Source organism: Pseudoalteromonas sp. DSM 26666, from assembly GCF_900116475.1.
In the GTDB taxonomy this organism is placed as follows: domain Bacteria; phylum Pseudomonadota; class Gammaproteobacteria; order Enterobacterales; family Alteromonadaceae; genus Pseudoalteromonas; species Pseudoalteromonas tetraodonis.
Window position 1 is genome coordinate 25,086 of sequence record NZ_FPAR01000014.1, and the last position, 23,139, is coordinate 48,224.

The 23,139-nt window shown below is 41.8% G+C and carries 25 protein-coding genes; 12 read left to right on the top strand and 13 right to left on the bottom strand.

Annotation, left to right across the window (positions count from 1 at the left end):
* Positions 1–35: 35 nt before the first annotated feature.
* The 6 genes from BM380_RS17260 to cyaY all read right to left on the bottom strand — a co-directional run bounded on the left by BM380_RS17260 (position 36) and on the right by cyaY (position 5,898).
* Complete coding sequence (locus BM380_RS17260; RefSeq protein ID WP_090495358.1) at positions 36–1,145, bottom strand: heme biosynthesis HemY N-terminal domain-containing protein; 1,110 nt, start codon at positions 1,143–1,145, stop codon at positions 36–38.
* Positions 1,142–2,983 carry a uroporphyrinogen-III synthase gene (locus tag BM380_RS17265; RefSeq protein WP_090495360.1) on the bottom strand — a complete coding sequence of 614 codons (1,842 nt, stop codon included), beginning with the start codon at positions 2,981–2,983 and terminating at the stop codon, positions 1,142–1,144. Before BM380_RS17265 ends, BM380_RS17260 begins: the two co-directional genes overlap by 4 nt.
* Positions 2,983–3,921, bottom strand: coding sequence for a hydroxymethylbilane synthase (hemC, locus tag BM380_RS17270; protein WP_090495362.1), 939 nt, complete (start codon positions 3,919–3,921; stop codon positions 2,983–2,985). The genes BM380_RS17265 and hemC overlap by 1 nt, the downstream gene beginning before the upstream one ends.
* A gap of 71 nt (positions 3,922–3,992) precedes the next feature.
* Positions 3,993–4,898: a DUF2914 domain-containing protein gene (locus BM380_RS17275; protein WP_028834864.1), complete on the bottom strand. Its 906-nt coding sequence runs from the start codon at positions 4,896–4,898 to the stop codon at positions 3,993–3,995.
* A 23-nt stretch (positions 4,899–4,921) separates the two neighbouring features.
* Entirely contained in the window at positions 4,922–5,578 is a 657-nt protein-coding gene (locus tag BM380_RS17280; RefSeq protein ID WP_090495364.1) for an alpha/beta hydrolase, read from the bottom strand.
* Entirely contained in the window at positions 5,575–5,898 is a 324-nt protein-coding gene (cyaY, locus tag BM380_RS17285; RefSeq protein ID WP_013463729.1) for an iron donor protein CyaY, read from the bottom strand. The genes BM380_RS17280 and cyaY overlap by 4 nt, the downstream gene beginning before the upstream one ends.
* A 148-nt stretch (positions 5,899–6,046) precedes the next feature.
* Here cyaY and BM380_RS17290 point away from each other — a divergent pair, with 148 nt between their 5' ends.
* The 7 genes from BM380_RS17290 (at position 6,047) to BM380_RS17320 (ending at position 11,102) form a co-directional block, all read left to right on the top strand.
* The gene (locus BM380_RS17290) at positions 6,047–6,226 is read left to right on the top strand and encodes an LPS translocon maturation chaperone LptM (RefSeq protein ID WP_013463728.1); all 180 of its coding nucleotides are present in this window, start codon (positions 6,047–6,049) and stop codon (positions 6,224–6,226) included.
* On the top strand, positions 6,227–7,480 hold the full coding sequence (lysA, locus tag BM380_RS17295; RefSeq protein ID WP_090495365.1) for a diaminopimelate decarboxylase: 1,254 nt from the start codon (positions 6,227–6,229) through the stop codon (positions 7,478–7,480).
* A 64-nt stretch (positions 7,481–7,544) separates the two neighbouring features.
* A complete protein-coding gene (gene dapF, locus BM380_RS17300; RefSeq protein WP_013463726.1) occupies positions 7,545–8,375 on the top strand; it encodes a diaminopimelate epimerase in 831 nt (276 codons plus the stop codon).
* Positions 8,372–8,983, top strand: coding sequence for a DUF484 family protein (locus BM380_RS17305; RefSeq protein WP_024601981.1), 612 nt, complete (start codon positions 8,372–8,374; stop codon positions 8,981–8,983). Before dapF ends, BM380_RS17305 begins: the two co-directional genes overlap by 4 nt.
* Complete coding sequence (locus tag BM380_RS17310) at positions 8,980–9,924, top strand: tyrosine recombinase XerC (RefSeq protein ID WP_090495367.1); 945 nt, start codon at positions 8,980–8,982, stop codon at positions 9,922–9,924. The genes BM380_RS17305 and BM380_RS17310 overlap by 4 nt, the downstream gene beginning before the upstream one ends.
* Before the next feature lie 10 nt (positions 9,925–9,934).
* Positions 9,935–10,645: an HAD-IA family hydrolase gene (locus tag BM380_RS17315; RefSeq protein WP_090495368.1), complete on the top strand. Its 711-nt coding sequence runs from the start codon at positions 9,935–9,937 to the stop codon at positions 10,643–10,645.
* A 97-nt stretch (positions 10,646–10,742) separates the two neighbouring features.
* A complete protein-coding gene (locus BM380_RS17320; protein WP_033103666.1) occupies positions 10,743–11,102 on the top strand; it encodes a HopJ type III effector protein in 360 nt (119 codons plus the stop codon).
* A gap of 14 nt (positions 11,103–11,116) precedes the next feature.
* Here BM380_RS17320 and BM380_RS17325 read toward each other — a convergent pair whose 3' ends face one another.
* Positions 11,117–11,536 carry a GNAT family N-acetyltransferase gene (locus tag BM380_RS17325; RefSeq protein ID WP_090495369.1) on the bottom strand — a complete coding sequence of 140 codons (420 nt, stop codon included), beginning with the start codon at positions 11,534–11,536 and terminating at the stop codon, positions 11,117–11,119.
* Between the two features lie 41 nt (positions 11,537–11,577).
* Positions 11,578–11,883 carry a DUF6482 family protein gene (locus BM380_RS17330; protein ID WP_013463720.1) on the bottom strand — a complete coding sequence of 102 codons (306 nt, stop codon included), beginning with the start codon at positions 11,881–11,883 and terminating at the stop codon, positions 11,578–11,580.
* Between the two features lie 91 nt (positions 11,884–11,974).
* Here BM380_RS17330 and BM380_RS17335 point away from each other — a divergent pair, with 91 nt between their 5' ends.
* The 3 genes from BM380_RS17335 to BM380_RS17345 all read left to right on the top strand — a co-directional run bounded on the left by BM380_RS17335 (position 11,975) and on the right by BM380_RS17345 (position 14,369).
* Entirely contained in the window at positions 11,975–12,667 is a 693-nt protein-coding gene (locus BM380_RS17335) for a pseudouridine synthase (protein ID WP_090495371.1), read from the top strand.
* A 109-nt stretch (positions 12,668–12,776) separates the two neighbouring features.
* Positions 12,777–13,151, top strand: coding sequence for a BlaI/MecI/CopY family transcriptional regulator (locus tag BM380_RS17340; protein ID WP_016900222.1), 375 nt, complete (start codon positions 12,777–12,779; stop codon positions 13,149–13,151).
* Positions 13,152–13,160: 9 nt separating this feature from the next.
* Positions 13,161–14,369, top strand: a complete 1,209-nt coding sequence (locus BM380_RS17345) for a M56 family metallopeptidase (RefSeq protein WP_090495372.1) — start codon at positions 13,161–13,163, stop codon at positions 14,367–14,369.
* Positions 14,370–14,443: 74 nt separating this feature from the next.
* Here BM380_RS17345 and BM380_RS17350 read toward each other — a convergent pair whose 3' ends face one another.
* Positions 14,444–14,827 (bottom strand): MAPEG family protein, encoded by a 384-nt coding sequence (locus BM380_RS17350; RefSeq protein WP_090495373.1) that lies wholly within the window; start codon positions 14,825–14,827, stop codon positions 14,444–14,446.
* A 243-nt stretch (positions 14,828–15,070) separates the two neighbouring features.
* On the opposite strand from BM380_RS17350, the gene BM380_RS17355 reads away from it, so the two are divergent.
* Positions 15,071–15,952, top strand: a complete 882-nt coding sequence (locus BM380_RS17355) for a DMT family transporter (RefSeq protein WP_013463714.1) — start codon at positions 15,071–15,073, stop codon at positions 15,950–15,952.
* A gap of 44 nt (positions 15,953–15,996) precedes the next feature.
* Here the strand turns inward: BM380_RS17355 and BM380_RS17360 are convergent, their stop codons facing one another.
* The 4 genes from BM380_RS17360 to BM380_RS17375 all read right to left on the bottom strand — a co-directional run bounded on the left by BM380_RS17360 (position 15,997) and on the right by BM380_RS17375 (position 21,148).
* Positions 15,997–16,314, bottom strand: coding sequence for a DMT family transporter (locus BM380_RS17360; protein ID WP_016900225.1), 318 nt, complete (start codon positions 16,312–16,314; stop codon positions 15,997–15,999).
* Positions 16,314–17,846, bottom strand: a complete 1,533-nt coding sequence (locus BM380_RS17365) for a bifunctional GNAT family N-acetyltransferase/carbon-nitrogen hydrolase family protein (RefSeq protein ID WP_016900226.1) — start codon at positions 17,844–17,846, stop codon at positions 16,314–16,316. The genes BM380_RS17360 and BM380_RS17365 overlap by 1 nt, the downstream gene beginning before the upstream one ends.
* A gap of 88 nt (positions 17,847–17,934) precedes the next feature.
* Entirely contained in the window at positions 17,935–18,783 is an 849-nt protein-coding gene (locus tag BM380_RS17370) for an MBL fold metallo-hydrolase (RefSeq protein ID WP_090495375.1), read from the bottom strand.
* A 76-nt stretch (positions 18,784–18,859) separates the two neighbouring features.
* A complete protein-coding gene (locus tag BM380_RS17375; RefSeq protein WP_090495376.1) occupies positions 18,860–21,148 on the bottom strand; it encodes a penicillin acylase family protein in 2,289 nt (762 codons plus the stop codon).
* A gap of 156 nt (positions 21,149–21,304) precedes the next feature.
* On the opposite strand from BM380_RS17375, the gene ycaO reads away from it, so the two are divergent.
* Positions 21,305–23,065, top strand: coding sequence for a 30S ribosomal protein S12 methylthiotransferase accessory factor YcaO (gene ycaO / locus BM380_RS17380; protein ID WP_090495378.1), 1,761 nt, complete (start codon positions 21,305–21,307; stop codon positions 23,063–23,065).
* Positions 23,066–23,139: the final 74 nt, after the last annotated feature.

Consider the following 23,139-nt stretch of genomic DNA (forward strand, 5'->3'; position numbering starts at 1 on the left):
GCGCTTTTAATTATTGATTTATAAAATATAATCCATTATTGATAGAGCACAAGCGCCTTATCTAATTGTGCGCTGTGTTTATAGCTTAGTATAGCTTGTTGTCGATACTGTGATTTGTTATCACTATTAAGCGCTTTGTCGAATACTCGTGCAGCTAAATCATAATCACCTTGGGCATTCGCTAAACACGCCAATGCTAATAATAACGCGTTATTGTGCTCATCTTTTTTCAACCGTTCTTGAATGCTTGATTGCAGCTTGTAAGCATTACTTGGCGCAGCTTCACGTAAAATGTCGGCAAGTTCAGTGTGGTGCTTAGCGTGTTTGAGCATTTTAATTAACTCGTTTTCAATACTCGCCAACTGCCCTGTTTTTGCCATTTGAGTTAAGTACGCAGTGTGCGCATGTGCTTGCAATTTCTTACCTAATTGCTGGTACTTACTGGTTAGCTGATCACTTGCTTGAGCAGCAAAATAAGCTAAAAACACCTGCTGCCACTGCTTATCGCTCAATGCATCTTTACGTAATAAGCGCGGTAAAAAGTCTTCTAATATTTTAAAGTGCTGCTGTTGCACCAACACTTCAGTGTACAGTTTAAGCTCAAGTACCGTGGCTTTTTTAGATTCAGCCGCCATCCGTATTTGCGGTTCAATAACACTGCTGTCGCCACTGGCTAACCATAGTTTAGCCACTTTTAGTTGCTGCTCAGGGCTTATTTCAAACAAGTATTCCAGCGCTTTATCGGGTTGATTATTTGCCAGTGCAGCTTTTGCTAGTAACGCCAAACGTATGTCTAAAAATTTAGCTGGCACACTGTTACTTGATAACGCGCTTTCCACTTGCGCGTAATCGTCATTAATCAAGCTCCACAGTGCTTGCTCTATAGCTGCATGCTTGCGCTCTTGGCTGCGAGCAAAAAATCCATGTTTGGTATTTCTGTAAATAGATAAACAGTAGCGTACGAGTTTATAAGTTAAATACAAAGCCGCTGCGCTCAGTGCCGCCATAATACAAAACGAAACAATCGTACCTTCTATGGTGGTGTTATTAAATGAAATCAGCACATAGCCTTTTTCATCTAACACGAAAGGAGTGATCGCTAATACCAATACAATAGCGACAATAAAAATGATCAACCCTATCATTGTGCCCACTCCTTAACTTGCTCAGTACTTTGCAATGTCACCTCAGGGTTAAAGTTAAGCGGCTCTTTTTCAAGGTTTACTAAAGTTTGTAGTACCACTTTTGTGGCATTATCATCTTGCTTAAAGTATTCATTAACCAAACGTTTTGTGTCGTTTAAGGCGCTAAAATAGATGCTGGCTTGCTTGCTCATTAGCGCATCTTGCGCCTGAGTAATATTGAGCTTTATGCGCTGATTAATCAGGTGGCGCTCTCTATCAGTTAATAGCGGCTCTATTAATACCCCTTCGTGATGGCGAATTGTAATAAAGCTATCAACTATTTTATTCCAGCTATTTCGGATGTTTTGCTGCCAATCACTCATATTTTCAGAGAGCGCGTTTTCGTCAGTTACTGACGCTTCTTCTGGCAAATTAACCGCATTAAATACCAAGTTATCGATACGATCTTTTACACTATTTAACTGTAAGTAAATCGCCTCTGTTGCAACGGGTTTAATGCTATCGAGCGTTTGTATGTCTTGTATAATTGCTTGGCGCAACTCAAGCGTGCCTGGGTGGTCGCTTAAAAGTGAATCTAAACGTTTAAGCACTGCACTTGTGCCTTGGTAATCTTGTTCAGCCCACAATTTAAATTCAGCCATGCGTTGTAAGCTAGTCACTTCTTGTGGGTTTAATGTGTTACCACTTTGCTGCACTTTTTGCAGTGCTGCTTTTAATGCTTGCTGATTTTTTACAGAGTTTTCATTAAGCGCCATAGCAATTTGCTCTTCGCTCTTTTGTAACGCTTGCTGTAGACTGAGTTGCTCAGACTTAAGCGCTTGCAGCTCTTGCTGCAATATCTTATTTTTCTCTGTTAATGCATTAACCGCTAAATTTTGCACTTTACCGGCATTGAGCTTTTGATAAAACTCATAACCCACGCCACTAGCAACAAGTAACGAAATCACCAACGCTAAACTGCCCACCTTACTCACTTTATGGGTATTATTTTGCGTTTGATTATTGGCTTTTGCAGTGTCGTTTTTAGCGGTATTAGACGTGTTATTGGCTATTGGTTGCGCTGCTGCTTTTTCTACTTTTGACGTCGCTGACTGTTCACTCATTTTGCTACCTTGCTGATTAATGCAGGCAAACATAGCGTGGTCGCTAGCCCCTGCCGCAGTATGTATATGTGTCGAATTTATTTTTTGCTGTTGTAAATAATCGCCAATACGCTCACTGGCAACATAAAATTCGCACTGTTGTAACCATGTTAGTTGCGCCGCGGTAAGGGTATTAAAAATGGCATCAACGGCGGCATTACTAGTAATGACTATACCGTGTACATTCTGGCTTTGCCAGTGGTCTATCCAGTCAGCGGGTTGTTGCGCTACCGGCTCACGCTGATACACCACACAATTATTTAAAAAAGCACCGCGTTGTTTTAAGGTTTTTGCTATCTCAGGCCGCCCACCAATGCCTTTAACCAACACGATATTACTGCCATCAACCTCAGCCAATGACTTAAGCGCCAGCAACCCCTCAGAGTCATGTTGTTTTGGCAAAGCAGCACGTACACCAAATACTTCATAAATGGTGTCGGCTGTTTGTTGGCCAACACCATAAAACTGCGCTTTGGTGTTAATTGCAGGCTTAAGCGCACTCAGTGCATGTACTGCATCTTGCGAAACAAAAATAATTTTGTCGGCATTAACCAACGGGCTTAGCTCAACGCTGGTTGGGGTTAAATACGTTATTTTTAGAACAGGACATAAAGACGCTTGATAACCCGCTTGCTCAAGTTGCTGTGCAAGGGCTGCGCCTTTTCCTTCGGGCCGAGTTATCAAGATGTGTTTCATTATGCGTCTCGATATACGTCAGCAAGGATTTTATCTGCGCCTTGTGCTAAGAGTTTTTTAGCCAGCTCAACTCCTAATTTTTCCGCATCATCAACATGCCCACTAATTTCATCGCGTAAAATTTCGCTGCCATCAATCGCCCCAACTAAACCACGTAAATGTACTTGCTCACCATCAACCAATGCATAAGCACCAATCGGAACTTGGCAGCCCCCTTCTAAGTGGCGGTTCATTGCGCGCTCGGCATTAACACGAATACGAGTTTCACTGTGCTCCAGCGGAGCTAATAAGGCTTTAGTAACTTCATCATTTATACGGCATTCAATACCGACAGCACCTTGACCATTAGCAGGTAACGACACTTCTGGCTCAATAAAGTCACGAATACGTTCACCCATTTCTAAACGAATTAGCCCAGCCGCTGCGAGTATAATCGCATCGTATTGACCACTATCAAGCTTTGCTAAACGTGTATTTACATTGCCACGTAAGTCACGAATTTCTAAATCTGGACGCAACGCTCTGATTTGGCATTGGCGACGTAAACTTGAGGTGCCAACAATGGCGCCTTGCGGTAACGCATCAATATTGGCAAAATTATTTGAGACAAACGCGTCACGCGGGTCTTCACGCTCACAAATAACGTGTAACTCTAAATCATCTGGAAATTCGACTGGCACGTCTTTCATTGAATGCACTGCAATGTCTGCTCGCCCATCAAGCATGGCTTGTTCTAGTTCTTTTACAAATAAGCCTTTACCACCAATTTTAGCCAGTGGTGTATCTAAAATAATGTCACCTTGAGTCGACATAGGCACCAGCTCTACATGCACGTCATCGTGAAAATGCTCTAGCTGCGCTTTTACAAATTCAGCCTGCCACAGTGCCAATGCACTTTTACGAGTAGCAATGCGAACTAACTTTGTTTTTTCAGTCATAAAATATCCATTAATAATTACTGGGGTCTGTTGACCTTCCAGGATTAAAACCTGTTCTATCTGAGGGCGATTTAATCAGCTAAAATTCTAAATTCTTTTTGCGCAATGAGTAAACCTCGCTCATCAACCACATCAACGCGCCAATTCCCTAACTGGGAATCCATAATATTTTTAGTTGAGTAAGTTCGGTAGCGCGGAGAAGTAACTTTGAGCGACACTTCCGCCATCACTTCGCCTTCAAATAACCAAATATGCTTTACCTGCTGACCTTGTAAGTTTTTAAGCTCACTAAAAAATGACAATGATTCTTCAAATTGGCTTAAACGCACATCGGCGGCAAATACATTGGTTGGTTCACGATTACTCACACTGCGCGTCAATACGGCGCGGCTAATAGTAGCTGTATCTATTTTGGCACCAATGGCCACACTCGCAACTTGTGCTGATTCAGCAAATACTTTTTGCTCAGCCGGTTTTTCACTGGCCGTTTCGGTTTCAGGCGTTTGGTTATCTGTTGCAGCCATGGCTGCTTCTTCAGGCTCAGCAGTGATCGTTGGCTCTACTTCTTGCTCAATAATACTTTGTTGAACTTCAGGCTCTGATGTTACTTGTTCGGTAATAGGAGCTGGTTTTTGCTCATCTGGGGAAAGGATTTTAGGTGCTGCAATTGCGACACTGCTCAGCAGCTCCTCATCAGCATCTGTTGCGTTTTCACTCTCTGCTGATGCTGCAGTATCATCGCTTAACGACACAATTGCTGTTTGTTGCTCAGTAGAATCGAGCTGCTCATTAGGATGCGGCGCCCCTTGATCAGCATTCACAGCGCTAGACAGGCCGTAAATAACCGCTGCAGAGGTCATAATCACCAACATAGAAATACTCACAATCCGACGCCAATGCCACTCATAGCTCACGCTGGGTTCGCTAACCTGTGGTTCACGTTTTACATTTGCTGTTATTACTATTTTTTGACTCATTTTGACCCTCAGCGGCTCCTAAACTAACTTAAGCGAGAAATTAACCATTGGCGCACAGCTTGTAACTCTTGTGTACAAACCTGATGCCCCATAGGGTATTCTTGCCAACTCACATCCATGTTATGCGTTGATAATACTTCAAACGCACTTCTACCCGCGCTATGCGGTACAACGTCATCTTGGCTCCCATGAGCCATAAATATATTTAGCTGTGTTTGCTTTGCTTCATCAGCCAATTTATGTGGCACACACATATAGGTTGATAGCGCCATAACGCCAGCAAGCTTTTGCTCTAAACGCGGGGCTAAATGTAGCGATATGACGCCACCTTGTGAAAATCCCGCTAAAATAATTTTGTTCGCCGGTATGCCGTTAGCAATTTCTTGCGTTATTAATTGCTCAACTTTTTCTGCAGACTCCCTAACCCCTAGTTCATCTGCACGTTTGTCTAAATCCATCGATTTAATGTCATACCATGAGCGCATCTGCATACCGCCGTTGATAGTAACAGCCTGCATTGGCGCATGCGGAAAGATAAAACGCACACCTAGTTCACTGGGTAAATCGAGCTGTGGCGCTACTGGGGCAAAACCATCACCTGAATCACCCAAACCATGTAGCCAAATAACCGTGGCTTTATGCATCCCCTGAGCTGGGTATTGAACAAACTCTAAACTCATAGCGATGATTGCCACTTAATTTCTTGACCCGCTTGACGTGTTGACGCTTCATTGATGAAACTCCAAAACTCTGCGCCTGAGCGGTTATCAATCCATTGACCATCACGCATTTCAAAATGGTGACCATTAAATTTTGTTGCCACCCACACTTGATGCAACGGTGCTTGCTTATTAATCACAATTTTACTGCGATCTGGAAAAATAATTTCTAAAATACCTTGAGCCGATTCATAATCTAAATCTGCTTCACAATCATCAACTTGTTCTTCAATTGTGAACATAAGAGCTTCTGCTAACTGGTGATATTCGTGATCAGTCATCGTTAATTTCCTTTGCAGGCAAGACGCCTAAATAATGGGTGCATGTTTGTACAGCTAGTGTAACAGGAATAAAATCATCCGCGAATAGCTGCATTTTTTAGATATTCTGTTACTCTGCGATTATAAAGCCAGCAACCGTATTAATCTAATGAAAGCGACATATACCTTACAATTAAAACAACTATTAATCAGCACCGTTTTGTTGTGTGCGTTAGCTGGCTGTGGTCAAAGCGGCCCGCTGTACTTGCCAGAGCAGCCTACTGAACAAAATCAGCCAACAGACACCCCCAACAAGCAAACACCTATTGAGCAAAAACAGGAGCAGTAAATGGATTTTTTTAATTATAAAAACAACCAACTATTTGCTGAAGATGTCAGCGTAGCAACGATTGCACAGCACTATGGTACACCGTGTTATGTGTATTCAAGAGCGACGTTTGAACGCCATTATTTAGCGTTTGCCAATGCAGCCCAAGATCATAAAAGCCTAGTGTGCTACGCCGTTAAAGCAAATTCAAATATTGCAGTATTAAATATACTGGCGCGACTTGGTGCGGGTTTTGACATTGTTTCAAAAGGCGAGCTCGCGCGGGTCATCAAAGCGGGAGGCGCAGCTAATAAAGTGGTGTTTTCTGGGGTTGCTAAAACCGCTGACGAAATTGCTTATGCGTTAGAGTTAGGTATTAAATGCTTTAATGTTGAATCAATCTCAGAGCTTGAGCGCATTTCAGAAGTAGCGTGTGAGCTTAATCTAGACGCGCCAATTTCTATTCGTGTTAATCCTGATATTGATGCTAAAACACACCCGTATATTTCTACTGGCCTAAAAGAAAACAAATTTGGCATTGGTATCGAAACCGCGTTAAGTGTGTATCAACATGCTGCGTCGTTACCTGGCTTAAATATAGTTGGGGTTGATTGTCACATTGGCTCACAGCTGACACAAACCAAACCGTTTTTAGAGGCGCTTGATAAACTACTGGCATTAATTGATGAGTTAAAAAATACAGGTATTGAATTAAGCCATTTAGATATTGGTGGAGGCCTTGGCGTAACCTACAACGACGAACAGCCTCCCCACCCGAGTGAGTATGCAGCACAAGTAACACAGCGCCTTACTAATTATCGCCACCTTGAACTGATTTTTGAACCAGGGCGAGCTATTGCCGCCAACGCTGGGATTTTAGTGACTCAGGTTGAGTTTATTAAGCAAAATCAAGACAAGTACTTTGCGATTGTTGATGCGGGTATGAACGACATGTTGCGCCCATCACTTTATCAAGCGTGGCAAAAAGTTATTCCTGTATCGGTGCGTGATGACGAAACACCTACCCACAACTATGATGTAGTTGGGCCGGTGTGTGAAACCGGTGACTTTTTAGGTAAAGACCGCCCTCTAGCACTCAAACAAGGTGACTTATTAGTGCTGCGTAGCGCTGGAGCATACGGCTTTACAATGAGTTCAAATTATAACTCACGCCCACGGGTTGCCGAAATAATGGTAGATGGTGAGCAACATCATCTTATTCGCGAACGCGAAACCATCGAGAGCCTGTACCAAGGTGAGAAAATTTTACCATAAACGTTTTTGTTACCTAGCTGCTCTGTGGCATGATTAGCGCAGAGCAAAACCGAATTAGAGCGCTATGTTAGTTAATTTTTCCAAAATGCACGGCTTAGGTAACGACTTTGTTGTGATTGATAATATTACACAAAACGTTTTTTTATCCCGTGATCAAATCAAAAAGCTGGCCGATCGCCATTTCGGCATTGGGTTTGACCAATTACTGATGGTTGAAGCCCCTTACTCACCCGATCTCGATTTTCACTATCGGATTTTTAATGCCGACGGCCACGAAGTAGAACAATGTGGTAACGGCGCCCGTTGCTTTGCCCGCTTTGTGCGCATGAAAGGCTTAACCAATAAACATAAAATTAGCGTTTCAACTAAATCTGGTAACCTCACCCTGTATATTGAAAAAGACGGCCAAGTAACGGTTAACATGGGACACCCTAATTTTGAGCCGAGTAAAATCCCGCTTAAAGCAACCAAACGTGAGCTGACTTATATTATTCGTGCAGAAGAACATACCGTTTTTAGTGGTGCTGTTTCTATGGGTAACCCGCATTGCGTCATGGAAGTAGACGACATTGAAACGGCACAAGTGAGTACCCTTGGCCCGTTGCTTGAAAATCATGAACGTTTTCCACAGCGCGCAAATATTGGCTTTATGCAGGTTATTTCTCAAGAACACATTAAACTCAGAGTGTGGGAACGTGGTGTAAGCGAAACACTTGCTTGTGGTACCGGAGCGTGTGCCGCTATGGTGATTGGCTTTATTCAAAACAAGCTCACCAGCACAGTGCAAGTTGATTTACCAGGCGGTAGCTTACAAGTTCGCTGGAGTGGCGAAGGCCACCCAGTGCGTATGACAGGCCCCGCTGAACATGTATTTGATGGGCAAGTTGCACTATGAGTGAATTAACTAAACAGCAAGTAATAGATTACTTACAACAGCACCCTGATTTTTTAATAAATCAACCTGCGCTATTAGCGCAACTTGAGTTACAACAGCAAGTTCAGGGGGCGACTTCGTTAGTACATATTCAGCAACGTCAACTACGTGAACATAATACTCAGTTAAAACATCAAATCGAGACGATGACCAAGCATGCCACGCAAAATGAACTCGTGTACCGCTTGTTCAGTCAATGCCATCGTCAGCTTTGGAGCAATTACGACTTTAATACTTTGGCAAGTAACTTACGCAACATTATTTGCATGAGCCCGACTATTAATGAGTGCAAACTCGTAAGATACGACAGCGCGTTTGAGGGCTTAGTAAAGCACAGATTGTCAGATAGTAATCATTATTTAGGGCGGGTAAATCAGCAAGAGCGCGACTTACTCTTTAACGATGATACCCAATCGACCGCCCTGTATTTAATTGGCGAACCCACTAACCCCTACGCAATTTTGGCTTTTGGCAGCCACGATGAGAACCACTTTGAGCCCTCACAAGATAACTTATTTGTGTTAGATTTTGTACGCTCATTACAAATACGGTTACTGGAACTGGCATGAGCGACAACACGCCAAATATTAGCGACTTAAGCGATAGCTGGCGTACACCCATTACATTATTTAGTGATTACTTAAAATTTGAACGCCAGTATTCAGCGCACACCGTCAATCAATATGTTAGCCAATTAGGTTTTGCCGCCTTGTATTTTAATAAGCTATGCGACAATTGGTTTGCCGTACAAAGTGAGCACATTCGCCGTTACAGCATGGAGCTGCGCGCTAAGCAACTGAGCGGCAGAACAATCAGCTTAAAGCTAAGCTGCATTCGAAGTTTATATAAGTTTTTAAAAGCAAAAAATATTACTGAGCAACCGCATTACCATAACCCCGCGCAAGGGATAAAAGGCCCTAAATTTGCCAAGCCTTTACCTAAAAATCTTGATGTTGACCAAATGGCACGTTTACTCGAAATACCCGATGACGATCCACTTGCCATTCGAGATAAAGCCATGATGGAACTCATGTATTCATCAGGTCTGCGCATTAGCGAGTTAGTTGGTGCTAACATGCAGGATATAAACGCCCGTAATGGTGAAATACTGGTACGTGGTAAAGGTGCAAAAGAACGCCTAATACCGGTTGGCTCTAAGGCCCTTGAGGCATTAAAGAAATGGCTCGCGGTTCGGCCGCTATTTATGGGCGCAGACGAACACGCGGTATTTTTAAGTAGTAAAAAAAACCGTATCTCTGTGCGCCAAGTCCGTTTGCGAATGCAAGAATGGGGCATTAAACAAGGTATAAGCTCACAAGTGCATCCGCATAAATTACGCCACTCATTTGCGTCGCATATTTTAGAATCGTCTGGCGATTTACGAGCAGTACAGGAGCTATTAGGCCACAGTAGTTTATCTGCAACCCAAGTTTATACTCATTTAGATTTTCAACACTTGGCTAAGGTGTACGACAACACCCATCCACGTGCTAAAAAACGAACCGATTAGGGTAATAACCATGATCCGATTTAATCGCGCAATTTCTCCTTTTTCTGTACTAAGCTTTGACTTAGACGACACCTTATACGACAACCGCCCAATCATAACCGCAGCCGTTCAGGCGCAAATTGATTATTTAAATGCGCTGCCAGGCTATAAAAAACAGGGGCCACAGTTTTGGCAACAATGCCGTGAGCGAGTTGTTCAACACCAACCTGAACTCATTGATAACGTCACTCAGTGGCGTAAACATACCCTACGCTTAGTTTTGTCTGAGCTTGGTTTTAAAGACGATGAAGTAGAGCATCATGCACACAGTGCTTATCAAGCATTTGCTGATGCGCGCAGTAATATTGAAGTGAGCGAAGACGTACTAACATTGCTCGATAAACTAAGCCAGCACTACAAATTAATTGCCATTACTAACGGTAATGTAGAGGTTGAGCGTTTTAATTTAAAAGATAAGTTTGAACTGGTGCTGCAAGCTGGCTTGCACGGTAAAGCTAAACCACATACGACCTTATTTGATCAAGCTGCAACACATTTGCGTATTAACAACAGTGAAATTTTACACATAGGTGACAGCCTTGATAGCGATGTGCAAGGTGCTAATAACGCTGGCTGCCAGTCTGTGTGGTTAAATAATCAAGCACAAGCCTATGGCTACAAAGGACTTGCTGATATTGAAATAACCAACATTCATGCGTTAACCCACTTAATTGGTAAATAAACTATGCTTGTTTTATTGGCTCAATTGAATATAAATCAATCATAAGATAGGTTAGGGGTAATTACTTAACAATATCTTATAATAACAAGGACAGCGTATGACGCTTACAAACTACTTAACAACGCTCGCGAATGAGCCTAAAAGCATTGGTTTTGCTGATACTATGGCCGTTATTGATGAGCATTATACTTTTACAGCATGCAGCTTTAGTAACCATGGGTTATTGAGCTCTGCGAGTGAGAATAACGGTTCATGCAAAATTTTTGCGTTTGCTAAGCTCAATGGTCTTAGTAAGCAAAATACATTAGATTGTTTTGGGGCATTTTATCGCGAAGATGTACTAAACAACCCAGATGCAGACGATCACATGAATATTCGCACCTTTATGTTAGCGCCTGAAGCCACCCCATTTTTAGGTATTACCTTTGATGGTACGCCATTAACAGCAAAAAAATAACGCTCCAATCAGCGTTATTTAGCCCCTATTAGCGGTTTTTCCATAAAGTAACGAGTGCCATTAAGTGGGTAATTATCAAGTTGATATTTAACTTGGTAACCCCGTTTTTCATAAAAAGGCTTGGCTTGAAAATCTAAGGTGTCAAGCTGAGCCTGAGCAGCGCCTTGTTCAATTGCCGCGTGTTCTAATGACATTAATAACGAATCAGCCAAGCCATTGCCTCGTACCGATTCATCGCACCATAACCAGCTTATTAGCAACCAGTTACCAAACACATGACCGCTTATGCCTGCAACTAACTCACCTTGTTTATCGAGATATTTAAAGCCAAGAGGTTGACGCTGTGCGTCGAAGTGCTGAGCATTAAACTCAAGCATGTGCGCGCGCAGTGCTTGATTTAATTGCTCAGAATTATCGGGGTGTAATAGGTACATTGGATGATTCCAAATAAACCTATATTAGCAAATACCTGATATTAAAACAGGTTGTTTTGCCCAAAGGGCACTTCGAGCATATTACTGGAAATTTTTTCTGGTTGACCACACATTTCATCATAAGCACTGGTGTGCCTTAGCATCATTTGTGCATAGGCGATATCTTCAAAGCGTTTTTGAATATGTAATGGGCTTAGTGCCTTCACAAATTCACCATTACTTTCTTGTACATAGTATTCAACATTATTAATGACAACAGACACTTGGTACAAGGCCATTTCCAGTGAATGAACAACCACTTTTTGTAATGGCTGATGCTTTTTTAGTTCTGAAAATTGAATACCCATAGTAACCTACCTACTGTTAAATTAACTGTCCAAGTAATCAATACGCAGCTTTGCTATAATCGCGATCAATATTTTTTAATTACACTGCATTATGGATACAAAAATTCGACTCGCTAAATACATTGCTCATGCCGGTATTTGCTCACGAAAACAAGCGTCGCGCTTGATTGATGAAGGCGTTGTCATCGTTAATAATCGCCCCGCTAATCATATTGATCATGTGGACGAAAACGACCGTGTTATCGTTAATGGTCACGCCATTAAAGGCCCAGCCGATTTAATGTACTTTGCCTACCACAAACCGGTAGGGATTGACTGTAAACTCAATCATCACGACCCCAGCAGCCTTATCCATCACCTGCCTCAACTTACCCGTGTTTACCCTATTGGCCGCCTTGATAAAGATTCTCGTGGTTTAATTATCTTGACCAACGACGGAGACTTTTGTAATCAACTGATTCATCCAGACTTTCATCAACCCAAACGCTACTTAGTCACTGTGAATAAACCATTAGACGCGCATTTTTGTGAAAAAATGGCAGCAGGCGTCCCCGTTGATAAGCAAATAACACGACCTTGTGAAGTAGTTAAAATAGCGAGTAATCAATTTAGTATTGTTTTAAAACAAGGGCTCAACAGGCAAATACGTAAAATGGCGCATTACTGTGGCTACACAGTCATTGATTTATACCGCGTACAGATCAGTGAATTACTATTAGATAATTTAAACCTCCCAGAAAACCACTTTATAAAAATTAACAAAAACGATATTTTAAGCCAATAAGCTCACACTAATCCCCTCCCTTTAGCGTGATTAAAAAACAAAAAATAAACTTGCAAAAATAGATTACAAGTGTAGTCTTAAATGAAAGATTACACTTGTAGGCAATAAAATGATCGAATTATCAAAAGCAGAATTTGAAGTGCTGGATGCACTCTGGATTAACTACCCCGCCACAGCCAGCCAAATTATTGAGCGTTTAAGTGACGATAAACAATGGCACGAAAAAACCATTAAAACCTTATTGGGTCGTTTAGTAAAAAAAGGCGCGCTTAGCTTTGAAAAAGACGGCCGCCAATATATTTATACGCCATGTATTGCCCGTGCTGATTATACTTTAAAAGAGAGTAAGAACTTCATAGAGCGCTTTTTTAGTGGTCGTATTGCTCCTTTGGTAAGTGGCTTCGCTAAATCGGAGCAACTCTCTCAGCAAGATATAAACGAGCTTAAAAAAGTTATTGATGACTGGGAAAAGAATCAAAAGTAAGGAGTTAGCATGGCGATTCAAATAGGATTTAATTGGCTCATTGAACAGCAGCTATTATTAAGTCTGTTGTTTGCAGGGTTTGTTTTACTTGAGCGCTTTGGCTTAAAAGCCCTTGGCTCACGCTTTGTGTATAAATTAGCTTGGTTAATACCTGTATCAGTTCTGTTGGCTAATTTACCTAGTGCAATTAAGCCACTGCAAAATAGCGGCATTAGTTACCATTTAATTACGCCTAATCAAGCACTTACAAACGGCTTAAGTGTTAGTTGGGCGCTACTGTATGTCATTATTACCACGGTCCTATTAATTGCCGCTGTTGTTACCCATACCCGATTTGTTAAAGGCCTACAGCTCACTGAGTTAGCCCATTTTAAGCAAGTAACAATAGGAGTAAAAACTTATACCAGCGCTCAGGTGGCTACGCCCATGGTCATTGGTGTTTTTAATAGCAAACTGGTATTGCCGCACAATTATAATACTCAGTTTGATAATGCTACTCTAGCGCTTATTCTAGAGCACGAAAACGTGCATATAAAGCGCAAAGACAACCTTATAAATGTGGTGCTATTACTGGCTACAATTTTATTGTGGTTTAACCCTCTGGCTTGGATGGCTTACGCAAGCTGTAGACGTTTGCAGGAGCTAACTTGTGATGAACGGGTACTAAGCAATAAAACCACACAGCAACAAATTTTATACAGCAAAGCCTTAATAAACTGCGCTGCCAATGCGCCAGCGGGTCTGATGGCTTATTCACACTACGGAGATAAAAAAACCATGTTACAACGACTTACTAATATCAAACATAACGGCGCACATTCGCGCCTAGCAAAAGGAAGCGTGTTACTTATCGCTGCGAGCTTGCTCAGTGGCTTAGCAGTAGCAAAGCAACCTGAAGCATCAGCTAAAAAAGAAACATCTATTGCTCCCGTAATGCGAATCGAACCGCTTTACCCAAAACAAGCGGCGGAGCAAGGCATCAGCGGTTCAGTGGTATTAAAATACGACATAACTCCAGCAGGTAAAACAGCTAACATTACTGTTGTAAAAGCTGAACCAGAAGCAGTCTTTAACAAAGAAGCAAAAAGAGCACTGATGCAATGGCAATATACGCCTTCATCAATGGGACAACAGAACGTACTAATACAACTTGATTTTGCACTCAACAGTACAGTTACAAAAAGTGATTTAATAGAGCGGGTTAACATATCGCATTAATGGGAATAAGTGTTTAAGACTATAAAGCAAGCACCCTTTTAGGCTGCTTGCTTTGTGGTTTTTGCTTATTCTCGTTATAAACTGACGGCGATCATGCCAATAGCGGTGCCTATTCCCACCAGCCAAGTGATCGAGCGAATAATATCGAGGTTTAAATAATAAAAAGCACAAAATAAAATACGCGCTACAATATGCGTCATCGCTAAAGTTTCGGTTACGGCATTAACATTGTTTGTGCCTAATACAGCAGCCAAAGCAACGGCAAAAACCGCTAACGATTCAAAACAGTTTTGATGAGCAGCCAGCGCCCGTGCTCCGAGTCCTGTAAGTTGTGTTTGTTGTTGCCGTGGATGTTTATTATCGTAACCACCGAGCTTATTCATTTCTATAATAGCTGGGATTCTCGCAACATAAGGCATGATCACTGCAATTAAGGCGCAAACCAATAAAATCGTCATTATAATTCTCGAGTTATTATTTATGACCCAAAATAACACAGCAAATAGAAAAAAGCCGCCAAATATAAATAACCTGAGCTCTGGCGGCTAGCAGTAACATCCCTCACACTATAGCCGATTTAAGCAGTGCGTCACTGTGGCAAATTGTCGCAGGTGATGAATATTCATTATGCCTTTTTGATGGTCGCTTTAATGCCAGAGTACTGCTAAATTAGCTCTCCACTTTTTTGTATGTTGTTTAAGATGATTTGGATTTTACTCACTATTTTTGCCGCATTTATGCAGTCATGGCGTAATGCGCTGCAAAGCAAATTAAGCGCTCATGTCAGCGTTGCTGGCGTTACTCTAGCCCGCTTTATTGTCGCAAGCCCTATTGCAGGGCTGTATTTATATGCGCTTTATTATTACCAAGATGCGCCTCTCCCTTCATTTAATCCTTTATTTATTAGCTATATTATTGGAGCCAGCATAGTGCAAATTATTGCCACAGGGCTCATGGTGAAGTTGTTTAAAATGAACAATTTTGCAGTAGGCGCGGGCCTTGCTAAAAGCGAAGCGCTAATGGCGGCGATATTAGGATTACTATTTTTTGGTTCGGCGCTTTCATTTTTAGGTTGGATTGGTGTATTTATTGGCGCACTCGCTGTATTGCTATTAAGCGGCATTGCGAATGTGAAACATTTTAGCTTAAAAACCGCCTTAACAGGGCTTGCTTGCGGTACTTCGTTTGCGTTGTCATCGTCATGGATCCGCGAAGCGAGTTTAAGCTCGGGTATTGCTTTTCCTTATGCACCCGCGTGGGTTTTGTTACTGATTATTAGCTTACAAACATTGATGTTATGTATATACATTGCTTTAAAAGAGCGCCATACCTTTAAAATGATGTATCAATATAAGAAAATGACAAGTGCAGTGAGTGTATTTAGCTGCTTAGGTTCCGTCGGCTGGTTTAGTGCCATGAGCTTACAGCATGTCGCCTATGTAAAAACGCTCGGTCAAATAGAAGTATTTTTTACCATGTTAATCTCTATTTTATGGCTAAAGCAGCCGCTAAAGCGCCAAGACAGTGCGGGGCTAGTGCTGATTGCAGTGGCTGCCATATTGGTTATGCTGCCAAGTAGTTAAAAAAAGCGCAGGTATAAATCTGCGCTTGTTTTTTAATCTAACAATTAATGACTAATTTTTAAGGTGATGACACCACAAATAATCATTAATACACCAGCAATACGGCCAAAAGTGGCTGCATCACCATAAAATAATATACCAACTAAAAACGTACCTGCTGCGCCAATCCCCGTCCATACCGCATAAGAAGTCCCCATAGAGATTTGCTTTTGCGCTAACCAAAGCATGAAGCCACTTGCGACCATAAACGCGATTGCAATTGCAATGCCTTGCCAACGGGTATCTGGGTTTTGTGAAATTTTTAGGCCTATTGGCCAACCAATTTCAAGTAACCCTGCAATTATTAAGTACATCCACGCCATTAAACATCTCTCTTTTTCAATATCACTTCATATAAATCACTGCGGCGGTCTTTTAAGTTACGCACGGTACCTTCACTGTGAAGTATTTTTAACTTGTCCATATCTAAGTCGCTAAATAATAGCATTTCGGTGTTGGTGGTGGCCTCATTTAGTGTGGCATCGTGTGGAAATGAAAAGTCAGACGGTGTAAGAACAGCAGATTGCGAGTACTGTACATCTAAACTTTCTACTTCGGGTAAATTACCCACCGAACCTGCGATAACCACATAACACTCGTTTTCAATAGCCCGCGCTTGCGCACAGTGGCGAACACGTAAATAACTATTTTTGGTGTCGGTCCAAAATGGTACAAATAAAATATCAAGACCTTGGGTTGCTAAAATACGCGACAACTCTGGAAACTCTACATCGTAACAAATTTGAATCCCTACGCGACCGGCATCGGTTTCAAATACCGCTATTTTATCACCGCCTTGAATCACCCAATCATTATGCTCATGCGGGGTGATATGAATTTTACGTTGCTCATCTATTTTGCCACTGCGGTGGCACAGGTAACTCACGTTATAGATTTTATCCCCCTCGGCAAGCGGCATAGAGCCGGTGATAATATTCGCGTTGTACTCAATTGCCATACGCGACATCGCGTTTTTAAAAGTCTCAGTGTATTCAGCTAAATAACGAATGGCTTCGGTTTGATTACTTTGCTCAGTTAACCCCATCAGTGGCGCGTTAAAGAACTCCGGAAATAAAATAAAGTCGCTTTTATAATCAGACACCGTATCAACAAAATATTCAACTTGCTTAAGCATTTCTTCAACCGACTCAACACAGCGCATTTGCCACTGCACAGCCCCAACACGTACGATTGATTTAGTCGACTCAATAACGGTATCGGTTGGCTCAAACATAATGTTATTCCACTCAAGTAACGTGGCATAACCTACTGATTCTTGATCCTCTGGAAGGTACTTTTTAAGTAAACGCTTTACCTGAAAATCGTTAGCTAATTGAAAGCTCAATATAGGATCGTATATCTCTTTTTGATCCACCTTGGCAATGTATTCCATTGGCGTCATATCGTCGCTGTGATTGTAATAACGCGGAATGCGGCCACCCGCTAAAATAGCGCGTAAGTTATATTGGCGACATAATTCTTTACGGGCATCATAAAGACGACGCCCTAATCGCATGCCTCGGTACTGCTCACTAATAGCAACATCTAAACCATATAGCGCGTCACCGGTGGTATCACTAAATACACGGTCATGGCCATCAGCAATATCTTCATAGGTGTGCGGGTTTGAAAAACGTGCATAATCCACTTGTACACTCAGCGCTAAACCCACCAGCACGCCATCATCAACAATACCAATTTGCCCTTCAGGGAACTGATCTATAAGTCTAAAAATTGTATGGCTTGGCCATGCGCCGCCTAAATCAGGGTACGCTTCGTCCATCAAGGTTTTAATTTGTGGGTATTGTTCTCTGCTTAAATTACAAATTTCAAGATGGGTTTTTTCTGCCGACATATACAACTCCTTTAGGCACGTAAAAATCAAAAAAGCTGAACAAATGCTCAGCTTAATTAGGTTTATGCGTTATGGTTCGCGCTAGGCGCTACTTTAAACTGCGATAAAAAAGGGTGGTTACACGCTCTTTTGGTAACCAGTTTGCATATTCAAGGCCAAGTTCTGATAATGGATCGGCTTTGAGGACTTGCTCTAAACTGGCATCGTTTTGCATAGCATTAAGCATAACATCTTTCGCTTTTTGTACCAGCTTACGATACGTCATTAGCCCTGAACGGTCGCTTATCGGGCCATGCCCTGGAATAACGGTTGTTTTTTCATCAATTTGTTTGATCACATCATCAACCGCCGCTAAAACACCATCAACACTACCGCCACTATCTACATCAACAAAAGGTAAGCTTCCAAAGTTAAAATATATATCGCCCATGTGCACTATGTTGTCGTTACTAAAAAAGATAACCGAGTCGCCATCTGTGTGTGCATTTGAGTAGTGCACAACATGCGCATGCTCATTGTTAAAGTGCAGTTTTAAATCATGGCCAAAACTAATACGCGGTAAGTAATCAGAACCCTCACCATGTTTTTCTTTTAAGCGTTTGTGCACATTGTCGTGAGCAATCACATGTGCGCCCGCTTTGGCAAAGTTCTCGTTACCACCAGTATGGTCACCATGATGATGGGTATTAATTACAAACTCCGCACTGCCTGGCTTTAATTCGCTAATGGTTTTTTTTATATCATCGGAAAGCTTGGCAAACTGATCGTCAATAATATAAATGCCATCATCCCCCACGCTTGCGGCAATGTTACCGCCTTGACCAAATAACACGTAAACATGTTCACTTAATTGTGTAGCCGTAACAGGGTTTTCATCCGCAAATGCATAATTGCTTAACAGTAAACTGGTGATTAATGCCGGTAGTAATTTTTTCATTTTTGTTTTCCTATAATTGCTTTATCTGGGTTATAAAACGTTATTACTACTTATTTAGCTCACTTTGCATCCAAGGCTAGTCGTTCATTGGTGCAATTTCAATTTGATGCATTAATGCTTGCGGTAATAATGGCGTGTGCTTGCCTTTTACATATTCATCAAAACCAGCTCGGTAAAACTCAGAAAGTGGGTGCCCTGATTGCCCACCCGGAATCGTTAAAATAGCATTCTTTAAGTGCCCAGGCTGAACAATAAAACGCTGTGATGCGCCAAAACTACGTTTTTGCACCGCTGGCATATAACTGTCACCAAATCCGGGGGCTATTGGCATGTTAAGTAACTTACTTAGTATGGGCATTTGTTTAGCAAACGGGTGCTCAATCGCTAATTCGTTTACTTTTCCCCACTGCCAGTTTTTTATGTTATTACCAAACCTTGATGTTAACTGCGTGAGTGTTTGCTCAAAGGCACCCTGTAATTGCTGCTCCCAATTAGTAAACTGCGGATTAACCCAACTTGTTGGCTGAGCCTTTATTAACTGCCAAACAGCAGGCTCTAAATCACGTTTCACATATTTTAATGTGCCATCTTGCTGGTTGAGTGTTGTCTCAATACTGCTAAATAAAATATTTATCAGTTCATCACGATACGTCTTTACTAAGGTATACCCTATTGATTGCGGGCAAGCGCATTGCTGCCAGTTTTCGAGGGCATTTATATGATCTTTATAGCGCGTGGGCTGCTTTTTTAACTGCTCAAGCAATAAGGCATGCCAAGGCATTAAAAATCGTGCTTGGTTATCTAACTGCAACTGATAAAAATCACTTTCATTAAAGCGTTGTTTTTCAAATAACCTATCGCGAATTTGCGTTGCACGGGCTCCAAGCGCATAGCCGCCATTACCAAAACGGACGTTATCATCAGCAGATACCACTCGAGAATTACCTGTCCACAATCGCCCGTTTTCAGGATTTTTAATAAAAGGTCGATCGATTTCGTTTTGCTCCCAAAGCGCGGAGTAATCTTCTTCTTTTACGGCTAATTCACTGGGTGTTGTTCGCGCAGGTATGCCGCCCATATTTTTCCATGCTGCATTTCCTTGGTCATCGACCACCAGCAGGTTTTGCACAGGGATGCCTACGTCACTTGCAATATCAAGCGCATCATCAACACTCTGTGCTTGCTCAAGCTGTAATAGCTGCATATTAACGGCGTATGGTTGATGTGCAGCCCAGCTCAGTGCGTAAGGCTTTTCATTAATGTATTTTACCGGACCGTATTCACTGAGCGTAAGAGAGTAACTTTCTACTTTGCCACTGGGTAATGCAATAGGCTCATCTACTTGCCACATTTTGCTATCGCTATTAAGCGCAATCCAATCGGCGGTATCTAAATACCCGTTGGTAAACCCCCATGCAACGTTGTTATTTGTGCCTACTACAATCGCCGGCGCTCCCGGAAGCGAGACACCCGTTACCTGCATGGGTTTATTATTTAATGAATAGTTTAATTGGGCTCGATACCAAATAACCGGCACAGCCATTGATAAATGCATATCATCAGAGAGCATCGCAGCCTGAGTGTTGGTTAAATTTGAGGTGACCGCCCAATTATTACTACCCACTTCTAAGTTAGCAGTAATGGGTTTAATCGCGGTGATTGGTTGCGATAAAAGCTCGGGGATTGGGTTATTCAAAAGAGCGAGCTGACTGCCATCCAATGCGGCTTGATATTGGCTAGGCTGAGTTAAAAAACTTACCATTTCAGCCCCGTACTGCTGCTCTATTTGAATTAAAGCTTGGTCGCGCTCAAATGTAGATGACTGTAAATCAAGGTACATGCTAAAAATAACTAATAAACTGTCTTCACTTTGCCAAGGCTTTTGCTCAGCCCCCGTGAGTAAATATTCAAAACTGGGGTACCCTACTTGTGCAAGGCCTTCATTTACACCTTGGGCATAACTGCGTAGCAGCTGTTTGTCGGCCTTCGGGAGGGTTTTTAAAATAGCTTGGCTGCGTTTACGTAATTGGTGAAAACGCATTTTTTTATCAAGCCTAAGCGCGGCTTCACCAAATAGTTCGCTTAGCTCACCGGCCGCATTACGACGTAATAAATCCATTTGAAAAAAGCGGTCTTGCCCATGAGCATACCCTAAGCCATAGGCAGCGTCATGACGAGTAGTTGCAGTAATAACGGCTTGGCCAAGCGTATCACGAGCGACCTTAACGGGCTGTGTTACTGCATCGCTTCGGCCTTTACCGTCAAGAGCTGGCAAACTTAAGGTCAAAACGCCGTAAACAATTGCAGTACTGGCGAGCGCTAAAACCACAACAACCAATAGCAACCGTTTGATTACTTTAAACATAAACATACCCTTTAACTATTTCAATAAACTATTATTAGCATATATTCATATTCGTTCTATTAAAAACGCTACGAAAAGCGGGTAAAGGGTGAAATAAACATCAAAATCCACGATAATACACAGTCCATGTATTGTGCAGACCTAGTTGAGATCAAAATGACTGAAAAAACATTTATTAAAGGTAAAGACCGCGATTTAGAATCGTCTATCTCTACCATGCAAAACAAGCTAAAAGCGCTAAATATTAATATTGAAGAAGCGCTGTGGCTTAACCCTGTAGCAAACTGTTATTCAGTTCATATAAAAGATAGCGACTGCGGTGTGATGTTTACTAATGGTAAAGGTGCCACTGATAAAGCCTCTATCGCCTCTGCGCTAGGTGAATATTTTGAGCGTTTAAGCTGTAACTACTTTTTTGCTGATTTTTACTTAGGCGAAGAATTTGCCAATGATGACTTTACTCATTATCCAAACGAGAAATGGTTTAAAGTTGAAAACGATGAAATACCACAGGGTATTATGAATGAAAGCTTATGGGATTATTTTGACCCAGAGCGTGAATTAACCGCATCACACCTTTATGACTTTAACTCTGGCAATTTCGAACGTGGTATTTGTTCTGTACCGTACACTCGTCAGCGCGACAACCAAGACATTTACATTCCGGTGAATGTGATTGGTAATATTTTTGTTTCTAATGGTATGAGTGCCGGTAATACTAAATTTGAAGCCCGTGTTCAGGGATTATCTGAAGTATTTGAGCGCGCTATTAAAAACCGCATTATTGCCGAAGGTATCAGCTTGCCAATCGTGCCTGAAGAGGTGGTAAAACAATACCCTAAAATTCATGAAGCTTGTGAAGAGCTGCGTAGCCATGGCTTCCATTTACGCATTGCGGATGCATCACTAGGCGGTAAATACCCAGTAATGAGTGTCACGCTTATAAACCCTGTTGATGGGTCAGTATTTGCTTCTTTTGGTGCCCACCCTTCATTTGAAGTAGCGCTAGAGCGTACCGTTACTGAATTACTGCAAGGTCGTCGCCTAGATCAACTAGACGTATTCCAACCTGCTACATTTGATAACGACGAAGTCGCTACTCCTGAGAACATTGAACTGCACTTTATTGATTCAAGCGGTTTAATTTCACATGACTTTTTCCGCTCTGAAGCAGATTTTGAATTTGTACATTGGGACTTTAGTGGTTCAACTGAGCAAGAATACAACTTCTGTACTGATTTAATTCATAGCATGGGTCACGATATATATATTATGGATTACACCCACTTAAACGTGTATGCATGTCGTATTTTAGTTCCTGGTATGTCAGACATTTATCCAGTAGATGAGTTAATTTGGCGCAACAATAATGAAGGCGCTAAATTCCGTGAAGACTTCTTATCGCTTGATCAGTACGATAGCGAACAATGGATGGAAATTTACGACAACCTCGAAGAAGCAGGCCACAGCGATATTATTCGCGCAGCTGAATTCATTGGCTTAGCAACCGACGCCGATACACCTTGGCACACACTACGCATTGGTGAGCTTAAAGCACATTTATGCTTAGCGGCGGGTAATGAAGAAGCTATTGACTGGGTTGATTGGATTTTGCATACCGGCCAAGTAAACGACGAAGCGATGCGTCACTTTCGTTGCTTAAAAGCAATCCTTGAAATTAAATATGATGACGAGCGCGAATATGCAAGTTATCAAGATGCATTAGGTTTAATGTTTGGTAGCGACAATGTCACGCTTGCTATTGAAATTGCTGAAGGTCGTAAATTATTTAACGGCTTAACTTTCCCAGGCTTATCGCTTGAGGGCTTTAAAAAGCATGCAGCACTTCTTGATGGTTACCGCAAATTACACGTTGCAAAGCAACAGCATTGGGCGCGCGAAGTTAGCGACTCATAACCACACCTAAACTACTAATTATAAAAATAAAATGGCGCATTTTTAACTGCGCCATTTTTATTTCTTCGATAAAT

What these genes read in the sequence shown, in the direction of transcription:
- BM380_RS17335 (WP_090495371.1), top strand. Translation starts at nt 11,975, where the DNA reads ATGGATACAAAAATTCGACTCGCTAAATACATTGCTCATGCCGGTATT.
- BM380_RS17370 (WP_090495375.1), bottom strand. Translation starts at nt 18,783, where the DNA reads ATGAAAAAATTACTACCGGCATTAATCACCAGTTTACTGTTAAGCAAT.
- BM380_RS17280 (WP_090495364.1), bottom strand. Translation starts at nt 5,578, where the DNA reads ATGAGTTTAGAGTTTGTTCAATACCCAGCTCAGGGGATGCATAAAGCC.
- BM380_RS17275 (WP_028834864.1), bottom strand. Translation starts at nt 4,898, where the DNA reads ATGAGTCAAAAAATAGTAATAACAGCAAATGTAAAACGTGAACCACAG.
- BM380_RS17355 (WP_013463714.1), top strand. Translation starts at nt 15,071, where the DNA reads ATGATTTGGATTTTACTCACTATTTTTGCCGCATTTATGCAGTCATGG.
- BM380_RS17340 (WP_016900222.1), top strand. Translation starts at nt 12,777, where the DNA reads ATGATCGAATTATCAAAAGCAGAATTTGAAGTGCTGGATGCACTCTGG.
- cyaY (WP_013463729.1), bottom strand. Translation starts at nt 5,898, where the DNA reads ATGACTGATCACGAATATCACCAGTTAGCAGAAGCTCTTATGTTCACA.
- BM380_RS17330 (WP_013463720.1), bottom strand. Translation starts at nt 11,883, where the DNA reads ATGGGTATTCAATTTTCAGAACTAAAAAAGCATCAGCCATTACAAAAA.
- BM380_RS17265 (WP_090495360.1), bottom strand. Translation starts at nt 2,983, where the DNA reads ATGAAACACATCTTGATAACTCGGCCCGAAGGAAAAGGCGCAGCCCTT.
- BM380_RS17320 (WP_033103666.1), top strand. Translation starts at nt 10,743, where the DNA reads ATGACGCTTACAAACTACTTAACAACGCTCGCGAATGAGCCTAAAAGC.
- BM380_RS17365 (WP_016900226.1), bottom strand. Translation starts at nt 17,846, where the DNA reads ATGTCGGCAGAAAAAACCCATCTTGAAATTTGTAATTTAAGCAGAGAA.
- ycaO (WP_090495378.1), top strand. Translation starts at nt 21,305, where the DNA reads ATGACTGAAAAAACATTTATTAAAGGTAAAGACCGCGATTTAGAATCG.
- BM380_RS17315 (WP_090495368.1), top strand. Translation starts at nt 9,935, where the DNA reads ATGATCCGATTTAATCGCGCAATTTCTCCTTTTTCTGTACTAAGCTTT.
- BM380_RS17260 (WP_090495358.1), bottom strand. Translation starts at nt 1,145, where the DNA reads ATGATAGGGTTGATCATTTTTATTGTCGCTATTGTATTGGTATTAGCG.
- lysA (WP_090495365.1), top strand. Translation starts at nt 6,227, where the DNA reads ATGGATTTTTTTAATTATAAAAACAACCAACTATTTGCTGAAGATGTC.
- dapF (WP_013463726.1), top strand. Translation starts at nt 7,545, where the DNA reads ATGTTAGTTAATTTTTCCAAAATGCACGGCTTAGGTAACGACTTTGTT.
- BM380_RS17325 (WP_090495369.1), bottom strand. Translation starts at nt 11,536, where the DNA reads ATGTACCTATTACACCCCGATAATTCTGAGCAATTAAATCAAGCACTG.
- BM380_RS17375 (WP_090495376.1), bottom strand. Translation starts at nt 21,148, where the DNA reads ATGTTTAAAGTAATCAAACGGTTGCTATTGGTTGTTGTGGTTTTAGCG.
- BM380_RS17290 (WP_013463728.1), top strand. Translation starts at nt 6,047, where the DNA reads ATGAAAGCGACATATACCTTACAATTAAAACAACTATTAATCAGCACC.
- BM380_RS17350 (WP_090495373.1), bottom strand. Translation starts at nt 14,827, where the DNA reads ATGACGATTTTATTGGTTTGCGCCTTAATTGCAGTGATCATGCCTTAT.
- BM380_RS17310 (WP_090495367.1), top strand. Translation starts at nt 8,980, where the DNA reads ATGAGCGACAACACGCCAAATATTAGCGACTTAAGCGATAGCTGGCGT.
- BM380_RS17305 (WP_024601981.1), top strand. Translation starts at nt 8,372, where the DNA reads ATGAGTGAATTAACTAAACAGCAAGTAATAGATTACTTACAACAGCAC.
- BM380_RS17345 (WP_090495372.1), top strand. Translation starts at nt 13,161, where the DNA reads ATGGCGATTCAAATAGGATTTAATTGGCTCATTGAACAGCAGCTATTA.
- hemC (WP_090495362.1), bottom strand. Translation starts at nt 3,921, where the DNA reads ATGACTGAAAAAACAAAGTTAGTTCGCATTGCTACTCGTAAAAGTGCA.
- BM380_RS17360 (WP_016900225.1), bottom strand. Translation starts at nt 16,314, where the DNA reads ATGGCGTGGATGTACTTAATAATTGCAGGGTTACTTGAAATTGGTTGG.